Below are 16,850 nucleotides of genomic sequence, written 5' to 3'. Positions count from 1 at the left end.
GGGGCTCGTCACACCCTCAGGTATCGCCGGAGCGTGACGAAGGAGGCCAAGATACAGATCAGGACGCCCACCACGGTCGTCAGGGTGATGACCTGAGCGACCTCGCTCCAGCCGAGCTGAGTGGACAGCACGAAGTACTGCTTCATGCCGTCGAACAGCACGATCTTGGCGAACATCAGCATGACCGCCGAGATCACGCCGCCCACCAGGCCGGCGATGGTGCCCTCCATGACGAACGGCAACTGGATGTAGAGGTTGGAGGCGCCGACCAGGCGCATGATGCCGGTCTCGCGTCTGCGGTTGTAGGCGGACAGCCGCACGGTGTTGCCGATCAGCAGGATGGCCGCGAACACCTGGATCAGCGCCACGATCAGCGCGGCCCAGCGCAGCTTGCCCATGAGCCCGAAGAACTTGTCCAGGAGCTGCTGGTCGTTGACGACGTTGGACACCCCGGGCGAGCCGCTGAGCACGTCGAAGACCGCCTTGTAGTCATTCGGGTCCTTGAGCTTGACCCGGAACGACTCGGGCATGTCCTCGACCTTCACCGCGGAGAGGAACACGCTGTTGCTGCTGTAGGCGGCCTTGAAGTTCTCGTAGGCCCGCTGCTGGCCCTCGAAGTCCACCCTCTCGACCTGCGGCAAGCTCTGGATCTTCGCCTGCAGCGCCTGCTTCTCCTGGGCGCTGACCGCGCCGCGGCCCTTGCAGGCCTCGAAGGGGTCGTTCTTCTTGCACAGGAACGCCGAGAGCTGGACCTTGTCGGTCCAGTAGTTGCTCATGTTCCCGACCTGCGCGTTGATCATCAGCCCAATGCCGAGCAGCGCCATGCCGATGGCCACGGTCACGATGACCGCGATCGTCATCGTGAGGTTACGGCGAAGGCCGATCCAGACCTCAGAGAAGATGAAGTTTGCCCGCATGCTGTGGGTGTCCCCTGTTGTTCTCGCTGGGTGATCAGTACGCCTGGCCGTAGACGCCGCGCGACTGGTCCCGGACGATCTTGCCGTCCTCGAGTTCGACCACGCGCTTGCGCATGGAGTCGACGATGGCGGCGTCATGGGTGGCCATGACGACGGTGGTGCCGGTCCGGTTGATCCGGTCGAGCACCTTCATGATCCCGATGCTGGTGGCGGGGTCGATGTTACCCGTGGGCTCGTCCGCCAGCAGGATCATCGGGCGGTTCACGAACGCGCGCGCCATGGCGACCCGTTGCTGCTCACCTCCGGACAGCTCGTCGGGCATGCGGTGGGCCTTGCCTTCGAGACCGACCAGCTCCACGACCTCGGGCACCACCTTGCGGATGAACCGCCGGGGCTTGCCGATGACCTCCAGCGCGAAGGCCACGTTCTCGTACACGTTCTTGTTGGGCAGGAGCCGGAAGTCCTGGAACACGCAGCCGATGCGGCGCCGCAGGTGAGGCACCTTGAAGTTGGACAGGCGCGCCAGATCCTTGCCGGCGACATGGATGGCGCCCGAGTTGGGGCGCTCCTCCTTCAGGACCAGCCGGAGAAAGGTCGACTTCCCCGACCCCGAAGGACCGACCAGGAACACGAACTCGCCCTTGTCGACGTCCACGCTGACGTGGTCGAGGGCGGGCCGGTTCTGGTTAACGTAGACCTTGGTGACATTATCGAAATGGATCACAGGCGCATCACGGCATGCCAGTCTAGGGGTTAGGACGGTAGCGGGAGTGGCCGCGTGAGCCACATCGCATTGCTCGCCGGCCGGGGGGCGCCGGTCTTTACCATTGATCGACGTTCCGGTTGGCCGAGGCTCAGTCTAGGGGTAACACTGGCATGGAACGTCCATAACGGAAACAAAACGATTCCACACTCGCTAACGGCATGGTAAAGCGATCATCGTGGAGAGGGAGATATCCCGTGAGCTGCGAACATCTCGTCTGCGCACAGTGCGCCGGCCCCGTGGTCGAGGGACGCTGCCCCGCGTGCCGGGCCAGCAGGGACAGGCTGCACCACCATGGGCTGGGCGGCCTGTCCCCCATGCTCGTCGCGATCGTGCTGGTCGCGCTGCTGGTGTTCACACTGGCGCTCAAGCACCTGTACGGCGCCTGAGCGGCGCTCCGGCCGGCGTCCCCGGGGTCGCGGCGCGCCGGGCCCCGGCGCGCGCGAGCGGCGTAGAGCCGGAGTCAGGCGTAGGGTCCGCCCGGCGTCGTCAAGGGCGGCGGGCGGCCGTGAGCCGCCCCGGCCGGTGAAGGACCGCGCGGTGGTCACCTAGCCACGCCCGCCGTCACCCGCCGTCACGCCGGCCGCCACCGCCGGGCCGTCACTGGCCCGCGCCGGTCTCCTGACGGCGCATCCAGCGGATCTCACCCTCGATGAACTCGTCCAGGTCGCCGTCGAGGACGGCGCTCGGGTTGCCCGCCTCCACCGACGTCCGCAGGTCCTTCACGATCTGGTACGGATGCAGGACGTAGTTGCGGATCTGGGTGCCCCACGAGGTGGTGGTCTCGCCGCGCAGCTCCGACATCTTCTCGGCCTCTTCCTGCCGCTTGCGCTCCAGGAGCTTGGCCTGCAGGACCGTCATCGCCGAGGCGCGGTTCTGCAGCTGGGAGCGCTCGTTCTGGCAGGAGACCACGATGCCGGTGGGCAGGTGGGTGATGCGCACCGCCGAGTCGGTGGTGTTGACGCCCTGGCCGCCCGGGCCCGAGGAGCGGTAGACGTCGATGCGCAGATCGTCCTCGTTGATATCGATGTGGTCGGTCTGCTCGACGACCGGCACGATGTCCACGCCCGCGAACGAGGTCTGACGGCGGCCCTGGTTGTCGAACGGGCTGATGCGCACGAGCCGGTGGGTGCCGTGCTCGCCGCGCAGCGTGCCGTAGGCGTACGGCGCCTTGACCGTGAACGTGGCCGACTTGATGCCCGCCTCTTCGGCGTAGCTGGTGTCGTAGACCTCAGTGGGGTAGTTCTTGCGCTCGGCCCAGCGGAGGTACATGCGCAGGAGCATCTGCGCCCAGTCGGCGGCGTCGACGCCCCCGGCCTGGGAGTTGATCGTGACGAGCGCCTCGCGGGCGTCGTAGGGGCCCGACAGCAGCGTGCGGACCTCCAGCGCGTTGACGTCGCCGCGCAGGGAGGCGAGCTCGCGCAGGGCCTCCTCGCGGGTGTCCGCGTCGTCCTCGGCCTCGGCGAGCTCGAACAGCACCGCGACGTCGTCGAGGCGCCGGACCAGCGTCTCGACGCGGTTGAGCTCGCCCTGCAGATGGGACAGCCTGCTGGTGACCTTCTGGGCGGCCTCGGGGTCGTTCCACAGGTCAGGCGCGGCGGCCTGCTCCTCGAGCTCGGCGATCTGCCTGCGCTTTGCGTCGAGATCCAGCACGTCCTGAATGCCCTTCAGCGTGCCGGTAAGCTCGTTGATCTCTTCTGCGGGATCGATGGCTGCCACATCTGCCAAGGGTACGCGACACCGGAGGCACCTCGCGCGTCGCTAGCATGGGCGGGGACTCATCAGGAGGCGAGCGTGACCAGGACCATACGTGTCGCCCTCGTCGTGCTGCTCTTCGCCCTCACGGCCTGCTCCACCGGCGGCGCCAAGCCGTCCCTGGCCCCGGACGCCGTCTCGGCCTCCGTGCCCGCGACCACCACCGCCGTCCCCACCGCCTCTCCCTCCCCGACCGGCGACGTCCCGGCGGTGACGCCGGAGGAGGCCGCCACGATCGCCCGCAAGGTGCTCGGGGCCGACGACGCGGCGAGGCTCGAGGGCGCCGAGTCCTACGCCGTCGACCTGACCCGCGACGCGCAGCGCCTGTTCACCGTCACGGACTTCAAGTCGACGCGCATGAAGCCCGCCCGCTACACCTGGGGCGCGCCGCGGGTGCTCGTCCCCCGCCTCGACCGCGACCGCTACCCCCACTGGTTCGCGGCCGTCGCCGACCGGCGCGACGGGCAGGGCCGCGAACGGACGGCGGTGCTGGTCTTCATGCGGGAGTACCCGGCGTCCCTGTGGCAGCTCAGCTTCGCGTCGCTGCTGTACCCGGGCACCAAGCCGCCGGCCGTCCTGCTGGACCGCGAGGGGTACGCCACCGCGCTCGCGACCCGTGACGAGTCGCTGGCGATCAGCCCCCACCTGATGGCGCCGCTGCACGCCACCATCGCCGAGGAGGGTCCCGGCGGGTTCGCCGCCGGCTTGATCGCGGCGGGCCCGCAGACGACGGGCTACTTCACCGAGGTCGGCAAGGCGCAGCCCGAGGCCAAGGGGCGCGGGCTGCTGTACGACTCGATCTTCGCCGCCACCACCCACCCGATCTTCGCCCTGCGGACCGCGGACGGCGGCGGCGTGATCATGTACTCGCTGAAGCGCACCACGCTGCGGCAGGTCAAGACCGACAACGCCCTGGGCCTGGTGCCGGTGCCGAAGAACGTCCGCTGGGCCACGAACGACAGGCCGGTGGTGCGGCGCAAGCTGCGCGTCGAGGAGACCCAGCAATACGTCGCCCAGGTCTCGCGCAAGGGGGCGACCACCCCGGCGAAGGTGATCGGCTTCGACGGCACCCCCACCGGCGTCAGCAGCGACATGCCGATCGACGAGTGAGCGGCCGCGCCCGGCCCGCCGTTCGGTGGACGGGCCGGGCCCTGCCGGCACATCAGGGCGCGCGTCAGCCCTCCGCGTGCGGCAGGTTGCTGGTGGCGACCAGCGTGCGGATCGCCCGCAGGGCCACCGACAGCGTCGCCAGGTCGAAGTGGTCGCTCTCCCAGATCTCCGACAGCGTCTGGCGCGCCCGCGCCACCGCCGCCGAGTTGGCCTGCGACCACCCGGCCAGCCGCTCCTCCGGCGACAGCCCGGGCAGGCTGTGGGTGAGCACGTCCCGGGTCAGCGTCGCGTGCGCCGCGTACAGGTCGTCGCGCAGCGCGGCGCGGGCCATGGAGTTCCACCGGTTGTCGCGCGGCAGGGAGATGACGCGCTCCCGGAGCCGGGCGAGCTGGAGCCGGTCGGCCAGGTCGAAGTAGACCTCCGCGACCTCGCCGACGGGCCGGGCGGTGCGCGAGGCGATCTCCACCAGGTCGAAGGTCGAGTACGCCGGGACCATCACCGCCGCCCGCTCGGCCAGGTCGGCGGGGACGCCCCGGTTGACGAAGCCGTCGCGGCGGTCCTCGAACGCGGCGAGGTCGGGGCCGGCCAGCAGCTTGGGCAGGTGGGGCAGCAGCCCGTCGGCGCCCTCGGCGAAGAACCGGGCGGTCGAGGCGAGGTCGAGCGGCGGCCTGCGGTTGCCGAGCAGCCAGCGCGCGCCGCGTTCGGCGAGCTTGCGGCTCTCCAGCAGCATGGCGAGCTGGGTGGCGGTGTCGACCTTGTTGTCCAGGGCCTCGACGGCGCGCCAGAAGCTCGGCAGCTCGAAGACCTCCCGGGACACCAGGTAGGCCCGGGCGATGTCCGGGACCGACGCGCCGGTCTCCTCCCCGAAGCGGAAGATGAACGTGGTGCCGCTGGAGTTGACCAGGTCGTTGACCACGCCGGTGGCGATGATCTCGCGGCGCAGCGGGTGGGCGTCCATGGCCGCGCGGAACCGCTCGCGCAGCGCCGTGGGGAAGTAGGACACCAGCCACGACTCCAGGAAGGGGTCGTCGGGCAGGTCGGAGGCCAGGAGCCGGTGGTCCACCGTCAGCTTGGTGTAGGCGAGCAGGACCGAGAACTCCGGGGCGGTGAGCCCGAGCCCGGCCTGGCGCCGCTCGGCGAGCATCTTGTCGGAGGGCAGGGCCTCCAGCTCGCGGTCGATCAGACCGTCGCGTTCCAGCTTGCGCAGGTAGCGGGCGTGGATGTGCAGCATCTCGGGGGCTTGGGCGCGGGCGGCGGCGAGCACGACGTTCTGGGCCTTGTTGTCGCGCAGGACGAGCCCGGCGACCTCGTCGGTCATGTCGAGGAAGAGCTGGTCGCGCCGGCGCTCGCCCAGCTCGCCGTCCCGCACCACGCGGTCCAGGAGGATCTTGATGTTGACCTCGTGGTCGGAGGTGTCGACGCCCGCCGAGTTGTCGATGAAGTCGGTGTTGACGTACCCGCCGTTCAGCGCGAACTCGATACGGGCGAGCTGGGTGAGGCCGAGGTTGCCGCCCTCGCCGACGACCTTGCACCGCAACTCGGAGGCGTTGACCCGCAGTGGGTCGTTGGCCTTGTCGCCGACGTCGGCGTGGCTCTCGGAGGACGCCTTGACGTAGGTGCCGATGCCGCCGTTCCACAGCAGGTCCACGGGGGCCTTGAGGATCGCGTTGATCAGGTCGTTGGGGGGCAGCGCGGCCATGCCCTCCTGGATGCCGAGCGCGGCGCGCATCTGGGGGGAGATCGGGACGGACTTGGCCGTACGCGGCCAGACGCCGCCGCCGGAGGAGATGAAGGCGGGGTCGTAGTCGGCCCACGAACTGCGCGGCAGCGCGAACAGGCGGGAACGTTCCTCGAAGCCGCGCGCGGCGTCCGGCGAGGGGTCGACGAAGATGTGCCGGTGGTCGAAGGCGGCGACCAGCCTGATGTGGCGGGACAGCAGCATGCCGTTGCCGAAGACGTCGCCCGACATGTCGCCGATGCCGGCCACGGTGAAGTCGGTGGTCTGGACGTCGACGCCCAGCGAGCGGAAGTGGTAGGCGACCGACTCCCAGGCGCCGCGCGCGGTGATGCCCATGGCCTTGTGGTCGTAGCCGACCGAGCCGCCGGAGGCGAACGCGTCGCCGAGCCAGAAGCCGTACTCCTTGGCGACGCCGTTGGCGATGTCGGAGAACGTCGCGGTGCCCTTGTCGGCGGCCACGACCAGGTAGGTGTCGTCGCCGTCGTGGCGGACGACGTCCGGCGGGGGGACGACCTCGTTGTTCACAAGGTTGTCGGTGATGTCCAGGAGGCCGGAGATGAACTGGCGGTAGCAGGCCACGCCCTCGGCCATCACCTCGTCGCGTCCTCCGCCCGCGGGCGGGCGCTTGACGACGAAGCCGCCCTTGGAGCCGGTGGGCACGATGACGGTGTTCTTGACCATCTGCGCCTTGACCAGGCCGAGCACCTCGGTGCGGAAGTCCTCCATGCGGTCCGACCAGCGCAGCCCGCCCCGCGCGACCTTGCCGAAGCGCAGGTGCACGCCCTCGACCCGGGGCGAGTAGGCGAAGATCTCGTACTTGGGCCGGGGCAGCGGCAGCACGCTGATCGCCGAGGAGTCGAACTTGACCGACACGTACGGCTTGCGGTGGCCGTCCACGCGCTGGAAGGCGTTGGTGCGCAGCGTGGCGAGGATCATCTCCAGGTAGGCGCGCAGGATGCGGTCCTCGTCGAGCGAGGCGACCTCGTCCAGCGCGGCCAGGATCTCCTCGTGCAGGGCCTCCCCGAGGTCCACGCGCGTGTCCTCGGTGCGGCGCGGGTCCAGCCGGGCCTCGAACAGGTTCACGAGCAGCCGCGCCAGCCGGACGTTGCCGAGCAGCACCTTCTCGATGTACCGCTGGCTGAAGGCCGTGCCGGCCTGGCGCAGGTACTTGGCGTACGTCCGCAGGATCAGCGCCTGCTCCCAGGTGAGCCCGGCGGCGAGCACGAGCCCGTTGAAGCCGTCGCTCTCGACCTCGCCGCGCCACAGCGCCGCGAAGGCGTCCTGGAACAGCCGCTTGAACTCCTCCAGGCCGATCGCCTCGGACACCGGGCAGCGCAGGCCGAAGTCGTAGATCCACGCCGTGGGCTCGCCCGCGCGTGAGATCTCGTACGGCCGCTCGTCCACGACCTCGACGCCCATGCGCGACAGCAGGGGCAGCACCTGCGACAGGGACACGGCGGCGCCGATCCGGTACACCTTGAAGCGGAGCTGGCACTGGCTGCGGTCGTGCGGCTCGTACAGGTCCATGCCGATGTCGTCGGAGGTGCCGCCGGAGGCCACGGTGAGGTCCTCGATGCGGCGCAGGTCGGCGACGGCGATGCGCGGCGAGAAGTCGGCCTTGTAGCCCTCGGGGAAGGCCCGCAGGTAGCGGCGGGTGAGCGCGGCGGCGTTCCGCTCGGACCACTCGGGCCTGCCGTGGTCGCCGGGCTTGCCGGACCGGCCCGGGGCGGTCGTGTCCGCGGGCGCGGGCTCGCCGATCGCGGTGACGAGATCGTCCTCCCAGGAGCGGGTGGTGGCGGCGATGCGCGCCTCCAGCTCGGGAAGGTCCACCTCGGCGCCGGCGAGCCGCTTGCCGCGCTCCCCGCGGACCACGATGTGCAGCCGGGCCAGCGGCGACTCGTCGATCATGGTGCTGTAGTCGAGCGACCGGCCGCCGAGGGCCTGCATCAGGATGTCCTGCATGCGGACGCGCACGGCGGTGGTATACCGGTCGCGGGGCAGGTAGATCAGGCAGGAGATGTACCGGCCGTAGTCGTCGCGGCGCAGGAACAGCTTCACCTGCTTGCGCTCGCGCAGGCGCAGCACGCCGAGCGCGATCGTCGTCAGCTCGTCGGCCGGGATCTGGAAGAGCTCGGACCGGGGGTAGGTCTCCAGGACCTCGATGACGTCCTTGCCGTCGTAGCTGTCGGGGCTGAAGCCCGCCTGGTCGAGCACCTCCTCCAGCTTGCGGCGCAACACGGGGATGCGCGAGATCGACTCGCTGTAGGCGACGTGCGTGAACAGGCCGAGGAAGCGGCGCTCGCCGATGACCTCGCCCTCGGGCGAGAACAGCTTGACGCCGATGTAGTCCAGGTAGGCCGGGCGGTGCACGGTGGCACGGCTGTTGGCCTTGGTGACGATGAACAAGTGTTTCTCGCGGGCCCGGGCCCGGATCTCCGGGGGCATCGCGGCGAAGCTCGCCGAGCCCGCCTTGTCGGCGCGCAGGATGCCGAGGCCGGTGCCGGGCACCGCGCGCAGCCGGTCGCCGTCGGGGGCGGCCTCCAGCCGGTACTCGCGGTAGCCGAGGAAGGTGAAGTGCCCGTCGGCCAGCCAACGCAGCAGTTCGACGCTCTCGTCGACCCCGGCGGACGGCCCGGACGGGGGCAGCGGCGGCGGGTCGGCCTCCAGCTCGCCGGCGATCTTCTCGGCGAGGGCGTGCATCTTGGGGTGGTCCTCGACGGCGTACCGGACGTCGGCCAGGACGCGCTGCAGGTCCTTCTCGATCTCCTCCAGCACCGCCGGGTCGGCCTGCCGGTCGATCTCGATGTGCATCCAGGACTCGTCCAGGACCTGCCCGGTGTGGACGGTGTCGTCGTGGTCGAGCATCTGGCCGGTCATGTCGCGGCGGACCCGCATCTGCGGGTGGACGATCAGGCGGACGCCCACGTCGTGGCGGTCCAGCTCCATCGTGGCCGAGTCGACGAGGAACGTCATGTCGTCGGTGACGATCTCGACGAGGGAGCACCCGAGGTCGAAGCCGTGCCCCTCCGCGGCCGGGGTGTACGCGCGGACCAGCGCGCGGCCCTGGGGGCGGTGCGCGGCGAGCCGGCGGTGCGCCATCGCGGGAGCGTACAACTCTACCGCAGTGCGGCCGGCCAGCTCCTCTGGCGCGACATGCCGATAGTAGAGCCGGAGAAAGGTCAGGATCCCGTCGCGGTCGAGACCGTCGCCACGGTGGGCGCGGGCGCATTCTCTCGCGGCGGATCTCAGAAGTTGATCTTTCGCCTCGTCGAGGGGCATGTCGCTCTCACTCCTTTGTGAGGGATTCATGGTGGTCCGTCTGGTCATGGCCGGGACCGCGCTTCCAGGTGGGGGAGGATCGCGACGATCATGTGCGGCCGCGCCTGCGGCTGAGAGGAGGGTAGGGCAAAAACGGCGTCCGAAATCCGCCTCGGCGGGTCACGCCGTGCGGCTCCCGCGCCGTCGCGGATGTCCACGGGCATGCCGATGACGGCAGCCCCCGACCTGCCCACGGACACCAGATGCCTCCCCCTGGCGAGCCGGTTCCCCGATCTTCGTTGACCGGGGCACTCACCCCGCCGTACCCGATACCAACCCATCACACATAAAACGTCAACCAGCCCGAAACAGGCGTATTCCCTCGCCCCTCAGAGCTTCTCGCGATCCACCCGTACAGCTTGACCGATCTGTGATAAACCGGCGCGGATTTGGGGACGTCTCACTGAACAGGCGCGAGCTTTCGCGGCCGATGACCGTTATTGGAGGGTTCGGTGACCATCAGGGACCAGCTCGACCGGCGCGCCTTCATGCGCGTCTCCGCCCTGGCCGCGGCCGCCGCGGCGGGCGCCTGCGGAGGTCCCACCCCGCCCGGCCACACCGCCACCGCCTCAGGAGACTCGGGAGGGACGACTGGAACCCCTTCGGCGACCGCCGCGACCGGCTCGACCACCGGCACGGCCGCCGCCACCGGGGCGCGGACCGCCCCCAAGCCGTCCGACTGGAAGGCCCTCGGCCGGGGCATGGCCGGGAAGCTGATCCGGCCGGGCGACGCGTCCTACGACGCCGCCCGCCGCCTCTTCAATCCGGCCTTCGACGGCGTGCGGCCGAGCGCCGTCGCCTACTGCGCCAACCCCTCCGACGTCGCCGAGTGCCTGGCCTTCGCGCGTCGGATGCGCGTCCCGCTGACCTCGCGCTCGGGCGGCCACAGCTACGCGGGCTGGTCGACCGGCACCGGACTGGTCATCGACGTCTCGCGCATGAGCACGGTGCGGGCCACGCAGGGACGCGCGGTCGTGGGCGCGGGCGCGCAGCTCGTGGACGTCTACGACCGGCTCGCGGCGCAGGGCGTGAGCATCCCGGCGGGGTCGTGCCCGACGGTCGGCGTCGCGGGCCTCACCCTCGGCGGCGGCCTCGGCGTGGTGTGCCGGAAGTACGGCCTCACCTGCGACGCGCTGGAGTCGCTGCAGATCGTCACGGCCGACGGCCGGCTGCGCACGTGCGACGCGAACCACGACCCCGACCTGTACTGGGCGTCGCGCGGCGGCGGAGGCGGCAATTTCGGCGTCGCGGTGTCCTTCACCTTCCGCGCCCACGCCGCGCGCGACGTCACCGTCTTCTACCTGAGCTGGCCCTGGTCGCGCGCCCGTAAGGTCGTGACCGCCTGGCAGGCGTGGGCGCCGTCCGCGCCGGACGCGATGTGGTCCACCCTGCACCTCAGCCACGACCCCGACCTCGACGTGCAGCTCGCCGGGGTCCACGTCGGCCCGCGCGCCGAGTGCGAGCGGCTGCTCGAACCGTTCACCGCCGCAGCCGGGGCCCCGTCCGGGCGCGCGATCCGGCAGGTGCCGTACCTGCGGGCGATGATGGAGATGGGCGGCTGCGCCTCGCGGACGGTGTCGCAGTGCCACCGCCAGGGCGACCTGCCGGGGCGCACGCCGAACGGCCTCTTCCCGCGCGACTCGTTCAGCGCGAAGTCGCACATGGCGTACCGGCCGCTGTCGGCGGCGGGCGTGAAGGCACTGGTCGACCAGATCGCCGCCGGAGGCCGCCACGCCGTGCTGCTGGACGCCCTCGGCGGCGCCGTGGGACGGCCGCGGCCGGACGCGACGGCCTTCCCCCACCGGCAGGCGCTGTTCAGCGTGCAGTACTACGCGCACATGGCCGGGGCGGCGGGCTGGCTGCGGGCCGCGCACGCCGCCATGGAGCCGCACTTCGGCCCGCACGCGTACGTCAACTACATCGACCCGGAGCTGAAGGGCTGGCGTCAGGCGTACTACGGCGGCAACGCCGACCGCCTCGCCAAGGTCAAGGCGGCCTACGACCCGGACCGGCTGTTCCGCTTCCCCCAGGCCGTCTGACCGTTCCCTTAGGCCGTCTGACCGCTCCCCCAGGCCGTCTGGCCGGGCCCGCGAGCTCTCGGGCGCCCTCGCCGCGTGCGACCGGCGGGGGCGCCCGAGATCCGTCAGGGCTTCTCAGGAGCCGTCGAGGTTCCGTCACGGCAGGAAGTGCTTCAGCACCTCGGGGTTGGCCATGGCGCCCGTGTTGGCGGCCTGCTCGACCGGCGTGCCGAGCAGGATCCTGCGGACGGGCACCTCCAGCTTCTTGCCGCTCAGCGTGCGCGGGATGCCCGGCACCTCGCGGATCTCGTTCGGGACGTGCCGCGGGGACAGCTCGGTCCTGAGCGCGTCCTTCAACTTGGCCGTCAGCTCGTCGGTGAGCGTCTCGCCGGGGGCCATCAGCACGTACAGCAGCAGGCGGCCCTCCTGCCCGAGCTGCCCGGTGTCGATCACCAGGCTGTCCTCGATCTGCGCGAACCGCTCGACGACGCGGTAGAACTCGCTCGTCCCCATGCGGACCCCGCCCCGATTGAGAGTGGAGTCGGACCGGCCGTAGATCACGCAGCCGCCGTCGGGCAGGATCTTGATCCAGTCGCCGTGCCGCCACACGCCCGGGTAGTCGGCGTAGTAGCTCTCGCGGTACCGCTCGCCGTCGGGGTCGTTCCAGAACATGACCGGCATGGACGGCATGGGCTTGGTCAGCACCAGCTCACCCACCTCGCCGATCACCGGACGGCCCTCCGCGTCGTAGGACTCGACCGACGCGCCGAGGCAGCGGCACGGGATCACCCCCGCCCGCACCGGCAGCACCGGCACCGCGCCCACAAACCCCGTGCACACGTCCGTGCCGCCGGAGAACGACCCGAGCTGCACATCCGGCAGGACGTCGTACAGCCAGGCGAAGCCCTCGGGCGGCAGCGGCGAGCCGGTGGATCCGACGCCGCGCAGCTTCTCCAAGCCGGTGGGACGCAGCTCCGCACGCATGGAGGCGATGATGTACGGCGCGCCGGTGCCGAAGTAGGTGACGCCCTCCTCGGCGGCCAGCCGCCACAGCGCGTCGGTGCCGGGGTGTGTGGCGGCGCCGTCGTAGAGGACGATCGTCGCGCCCACGAGCAGGCCGCCCATCAGGAAGTTCCACATCATCCAGCCGGTCGTCGTGTACCAGAGGAACACGTCGCCCTCGCCGAGGTTCTGATGGAAGCTGAGCGCCTTCAGGTGCTCCAGCACGATGCCGCCGTGCCCGTGGACGATGGGCTTGGGCAGGCCGGTGGTGCCCGAGGAGTACACCACCCACAGCGGGTGGTCGAACGGCACCGGCTCGAACTCCAGCGGCCCGGCCTCGGCGCACAGCTCGTCCCACGACTCGACCCGGAGCCCGTCCCAGGACCCGGCGCCCTCCCCCGTGCCGCCCTCTGTGCCGATCCCTGTGCCGATCCCTGCGCCGATCCCTGTGCCCACGATGACGGTGGCGGCCAGGCCCGGCAGCTTGGCGGCGATGTCGGCGACGACGGACGAACGGTCGAAGCCGCGGCCGTTGTAGGTGTAGCCGTCGACGGCGATCAGAACCTTCGGCGTGATCTGCGCGAACCGGTCCGTCACACTGGAAGCGCCGAAGTCGGGCGAGCAGGACGACCAGACGGCGCCCAGGCTGGCCGTCGCGAGAAAGGCGATCAGCGCCTCGGCGGTGTTGGGCAGGTAGGCCGCCACGCGGTCGCCCCGGCCCACGCCGAGCCGCGCGAGGCCCGTCCGCGCCCGGGCGACCCGCTCCGCCAACTCGCCGTACGTGAACACCCGGCGTCCGCCGGTCTCGTCGCGGGCGATAACCGCGCGCCGGGCGGGGTCGCCGCGCAGCGCGTTGCGCGCGTAGTTCAGGGTCGATCCCGCGAACCATTTCACGTGCTGAGTCGTCCCACTGATGACGGGCCCGTCACCACGCTCGCCTTCGACCGAGAAATAGTCCCAGACCGACGTCCAGAACTCCTCGGGAGACTCAACGGACCAGCGCCACAACCGCTCGTAATCCTGCCCTGAGCGCCCCAGCCACTCGGCGAACCGGGTGATCCTCGCGTCCCGGATCGCCTCCGCGGACGGCTCCCACAGCAGTACACCTTCCTCAACCATGGCCCCATCCTGCCCCCGCCCCCGAACCCGCGCCATCCCGGGTACCCACACATCGGGACCGCCGACCTGGCGTCCGGACGGGGAGGGACTCAGCCCGGCAAGGTGATCGGGTGCTCGGGTACTCCGTGGACGAGGTAGGTGTTGACGAGGTCGAGCAGTCCCAGCGGGTAGACGGGGTCGCTCGCTGAGGTGATCTCATCTCGGGTCCACCACCGGTACGCGGTGATCTCATCCGGCTGAGTGGCAGCGGCGAGGTCGAACTCGTCGGTCTTGATACGCACCAGGTAGTAGAGCTCCACCTGGCGCACGGGGCGCCCGCCGACCGTGTGCTCCTTGACTCGTTCGGCCACCGGCGCCCCGAACGAGCCGTCGTAGGCCAGCCCAAGCTCCTCACGGAGCTCGCGGCGCGCGGCGAGCTCGTGGGTTTCGCCGGGTTCGAGCGAGCCGCCGGGCACCGCCCAGAACACCTGGCCTTCGTCGTAGCGCAGGAGCAGCAGGCGGTCGTCGTGGTCGAGGAGGATGACGCGCGCGGCGCGACGGATCTCGGCGGGCATGAGGAGCATTCTTCCAGCTCGACGGGGTGGGCAATCAGGCTTTGGTAACGAGGTAGTCGCCGATGCACAGGGCGTCCAGTTCGGTGGCCTGGAAGGTGGCCAGCGCGTCGGCGGGGCTTTCCACGATCGGCTCGTTGTCGTTGAAGCTTGTGTTGAGCACCATCGGGATCCCGGTCAGGGCGTGGAAATGGCGCAGCAGGTCGGCGGCGTGCACGGTCTGGACGCGGGCGGTCTGGTCGACGTGCACCACGGCGGGGACCTTCTCGGCGACGCCTGGGCGCACGGCCGGGGCCAGCAGCATGTACGGCGAGGGGCCTGCCAGCTCGAACCAGTCGGTGGCGTGCTCGGCGAGCACCGCCGGGGCGAACGGCCGAAAGGGCTCGCGCTTCTTGATGCGGTCGTTGAGCGCCTGCTTGGTTTCGATGCTACGCGGATCGGCCAGGATGGAACGCTGCCCCAGCGCGCGCGGCCCGAGCTCGCTGCCGCCGGTGAACCAGCCGATGATCGCCCCGTCGGCCAGCAGCTGGGCGGCGGTGGCGGCGATATCGCTCTCCTTGCCCCAGGCGAACGGGGTGTGGCGACGCTCGCTCACGCCGAGCGCGGGTCTCGGCGCAGCGCGAGTTCGATGTCGGCGTCGTCGTAGGGTCGGCCAAAGGCGTCGACGCCGAGCGTCCGCCGCGGCATCTGCCCGGTGAACTGATGCCAGCCGTACAGGGCGCAGCCGAGCGCTTGGCCGCGGTCGGAGGCGGGAGGCGGCACGAACAGATCTTCCACCCCGGCCAGCTTGGAGATCTTGTCGTTGGCGACGCAGTTGAGCGCGACGCCGCCGGCCAGGCACAGCCGGCCGACGCCGGTGTGCTTGATGACCTGGCCGGTCAGCGCGAGCAGGATCTGCTCGGTCTGTTCCTGCAGGTAGGCGGCGGCGTCCACATTCTCGACGCGCAGGCCCAGACCGCCGGGCCGCCCGAAGTCCAGGCCGTGCTGCGCGGCGAAGGCGGCCACGCCGCGCGCGTGCCCGGCGGGCAGGCGGCCGATCACGTGCAGGTCGTCGGTGAGGCTGAACAGCGGCACGGTGTGCCGGGCCGGATTGCCGAAGGAAGCCAAGGCCATGGTCTTGCCGGCTTCCTGGGCGTGCCAGCCGCAGTGCTCGGTGAAGGCCTCGTAGGTGGCGCCGATGCCGCCGTAGCGAGGGCGGTCCGGATCGTTGCCGCCCTCCCGCTCGAGGCCGCCGGGCCCGGCCAGGTAGTAGGACTCGGTGTCGGTGTTGTTGCCCGCGCCGTCGCACACCACCACGGTGGCCTGCTCGAACGGCGACAGGCAGTAGGCGCTGTAGGCGTGGGCCAGGTGGTGGTCGGCCGTGCGGATGCGCTGCTCGGACACGCCCAGGTGGGCCAGCCCAGTTTGGGCCGGGGTGAGCGGGTGCATGCCGTAGGTGCTGGCGACGAACAGGTCGACGTCCTCCAGCCTGAGGCCGGCCGCCTTCAGCACGTACAGCAGACTGGCCTGCCAGCCAGGGCTGTAGCGGTGACGGTTGAGACGTTCCTCGCTGATGGCGATCATCTGGGTGTCGGTGACCAGGGCGGCGCCGCCGTCGTGGGCGCCGAGGTTGAGGCCGACGACGCAAGGAGAAGACGAACTCATCGGGAAACCTCCGAGGTCAGGATCGAGTGCGGGTCCCAGCGGGTGACACGCCCGCCGAACAGGAGCAGGCCAGCGAGCTCGAACAGCTGCAGGTACCCGCCGCGGTAAGGCAGCAGCGGGCTGACCGGCCGGCCGAGCGTGCTCACTCCCCCGGCGGTGGCGTAGGCCGCGGCCAGGGCCGGGTGCGGCCCGTCGGCCATCGGGAGAGGGCGCGGACCGGTCGGCAGCGCGACGCCGAGCCGGGCGATGACGTCGGTGACCCGGTCCAGGACGTCGCGGGCGGACAGGTTATCGGTGTCGATGATGGTCAGGTGCGGCCCGGCCAGGGCCGGGGCGCGCTCGCGGTAGAAGTCGACGAGCCTGCCGAGCAGCGCAGGGTCGAACCAGTGCCGCCAGGACGGCTGGATGTCGCTGGCGGCACGGTGGCGGCGGCGCAGGCTGGTCTGAACCCCAGCCATCAAGATCACCGTGTGGTGGCGGGCGGGCTGCCGTGCGGCCAGGTGCGCGTGGTAAAAGGCGAGCGCATCAGTGTAGGGCATGGTGTCACCGCGGCGGCTGGCGTAGGCATAGGCCAACACGCCGAGGTGGGCCCGGTCGCACACCACCAGGTCAACGTCGGCGCGTGGGGCGGGTAACGCGGCCAGGGCATCCAGCCGGTCACCTTCGTGCTCCAGGTACCACTGCGTCAGCTCCCTGCCGGTTGATCCGGCCGGGCCGCGGCCGTCGGCGGCGGCGGCCAGCGGTGCGTTCGGCTCGGTCCTGGCCAGCGCCCGGTTGCCCAGGGCGTGCGTGAGCGCGGCCAGCAGGGTGGTCTTCCCGGCCCCGGGCGGCCCGTCGAGCACCAGAACCGGCACCGGGTCTGGCACAGGGCCCGCCCTCGACACGGGCCCGGGATCCGGTGGTGCGGGGCTATCC

General features: G+C 70.8%; 12 protein-coding genes. 3 read left to right on the top strand and 9 right to left on the bottom strand.

The annotated features are described in order from the left end of the window. Window positions 1-8 precede the first annotated feature (8 nt). Window positions 9-917, bottom strand: coding sequence for a permease-like cell division protein FtsX (gene ftsX, locus AB0M95_RS22065; RefSeq protein ID WP_358516362.1), 909 nt, complete (start codon window positions 915-917; stop codon window positions 9-11). A gap of 34 nt (window positions 918-951) precedes the next feature. Then, window positions 952-1,641 carry a cell division ATP-binding protein FtsE gene (gene ftsE / locus AB0M95_RS22060; protein ID WP_114029179.1) on the bottom strand — a complete coding sequence of 230 codons (690 nt, stop codon included), beginning with the start codon at window positions 1,639-1,641 and terminating at the stop codon, window positions 952-954. A 236-nt stretch (window positions 1,642-1,877) separates the two neighbouring features. Here ftsE and AB0M95_RS22055 point away from each other — a divergent pair, with 236 nt between their 5' ends. Further along, window positions 1,878-2,069, top strand: a complete 192-nt coding sequence (locus AB0M95_RS22055; protein ID WP_363767517.1) for a hypothetical protein — start codon at window positions 1,878-1,880, stop codon at window positions 2,067-2,069. A gap of 211 nt (window positions 2,070-2,280) precedes the next feature. Here the strand turns inward: AB0M95_RS22055 and prfB are convergent, their stop codons facing one another. After that, complete coding sequence (gene prfB, locus AB0M95_RS22050) at window positions 2,281-3,399, bottom strand: peptide chain release factor 2 (protein WP_363767514.1); 1,119 nt, start codon at window positions 3,397-3,399, stop codon at window positions 2,281-2,283. 75 nt (window positions 3,400-3,474) lie between these two features. On the opposite strand from prfB, the gene AB0M95_RS22045 reads away from it, so the two are divergent. Further along, complete coding sequence (locus AB0M95_RS22045; protein WP_363767511.1) at window positions 3,475-4,545, top strand: hypothetical protein; 1,071 nt, start codon at window positions 3,475-3,477, stop codon at window positions 4,543-4,545. Window positions 4,546-4,609: 64 nt separating this feature from the next. Here the strand turns inward: AB0M95_RS22045 and AB0M95_RS22040 are convergent, their stop codons facing one another. Further along, a complete protein-coding gene (locus AB0M95_RS22040) occupies window positions 4,610-9,562 on the bottom strand; it encodes an NAD-glutamate dehydrogenase (RefSeq protein ID WP_363767508.1) in 4,953 nt (1,650 codons plus the stop codon). Between the two features lie 491 nt (window positions 9,563-10,053). Here AB0M95_RS22040 and AB0M95_RS22035 point away from each other — a divergent pair, with 491 nt between their 5' ends. Next, window positions 10,054-11,640: an FAD-binding oxidoreductase gene (locus tag AB0M95_RS22035; protein ID WP_363767505.1), complete on the top strand. Its 1,587-nt coding sequence runs from the start codon at window positions 10,054-10,056 to the stop codon at window positions 11,638-11,640. A gap of 135 nt (window positions 11,641-11,775) precedes the next feature. Here AB0M95_RS22035 and AB0M95_RS22030 read toward each other — a convergent pair whose 3' ends face one another. The 5 genes from AB0M95_RS22030 to AB0M95_RS22010 form a co-directional block, all read right to left on the bottom strand. Continuing rightward, a complete protein-coding gene (locus tag AB0M95_RS22030) occupies window positions 11,776-13,740 on the bottom strand; it encodes an acetoacetate--CoA ligase (RefSeq protein ID WP_363767502.1) in 1,965 nt (654 codons plus the stop codon). A gap of 89 nt (window positions 13,741-13,829) precedes the next feature. Continuing rightward, complete coding sequence (locus AB0M95_RS22025) at window positions 13,830-14,294, bottom strand: NUDIX domain-containing protein (protein WP_363767499.1); 465 nt, start codon at window positions 14,292-14,294, stop codon at window positions 13,830-13,832. Between the two features lie 34 nt (window positions 14,295-14,328). After that, a complete protein-coding gene (locus AB0M95_RS22020) occupies window positions 14,329-14,886 on the bottom strand; it encodes a carbamoyltransferase C-terminal domain-containing protein (RefSeq protein ID WP_363767496.1) in 558 nt (185 codons plus the stop codon). Further along, entirely contained in the window at window positions 14,883-15,935 is a 1,053-nt protein-coding gene (locus AB0M95_RS22015) for a carbamoyltransferase N-terminal domain-containing protein (protein ID WP_363767493.1), read from the bottom strand. Before AB0M95_RS22015 ends, AB0M95_RS22020 begins: the two co-directional genes overlap by 4 nt. Then, window positions 15,932-16,801: an AAA family ATPase gene (locus AB0M95_RS22010; protein WP_363767490.1), complete on the bottom strand. Its 870-nt coding sequence runs from the start codon at window positions 16,799-16,801 to the stop codon at window positions 15,932-15,934. The genes AB0M95_RS22015 and AB0M95_RS22010 overlap by 4 nt, the downstream gene beginning before the upstream one ends. Window positions 16,802-16,850: the final 49 nt, after the last annotated feature.

This window comes from Sphaerisporangium sp. NPDC051017 (assembly GCF_040683095.1).
Classification (GTDB): domain Bacteria; phylum Actinomycetota; class Actinomycetes; order Streptosporangiales; family Streptosporangiaceae; genus Sphaerisporangium.
Note: the sequence above shows the minus strand (reverse complement) of the source record. Positions and strands in the feature narration are given on the sequence as shown.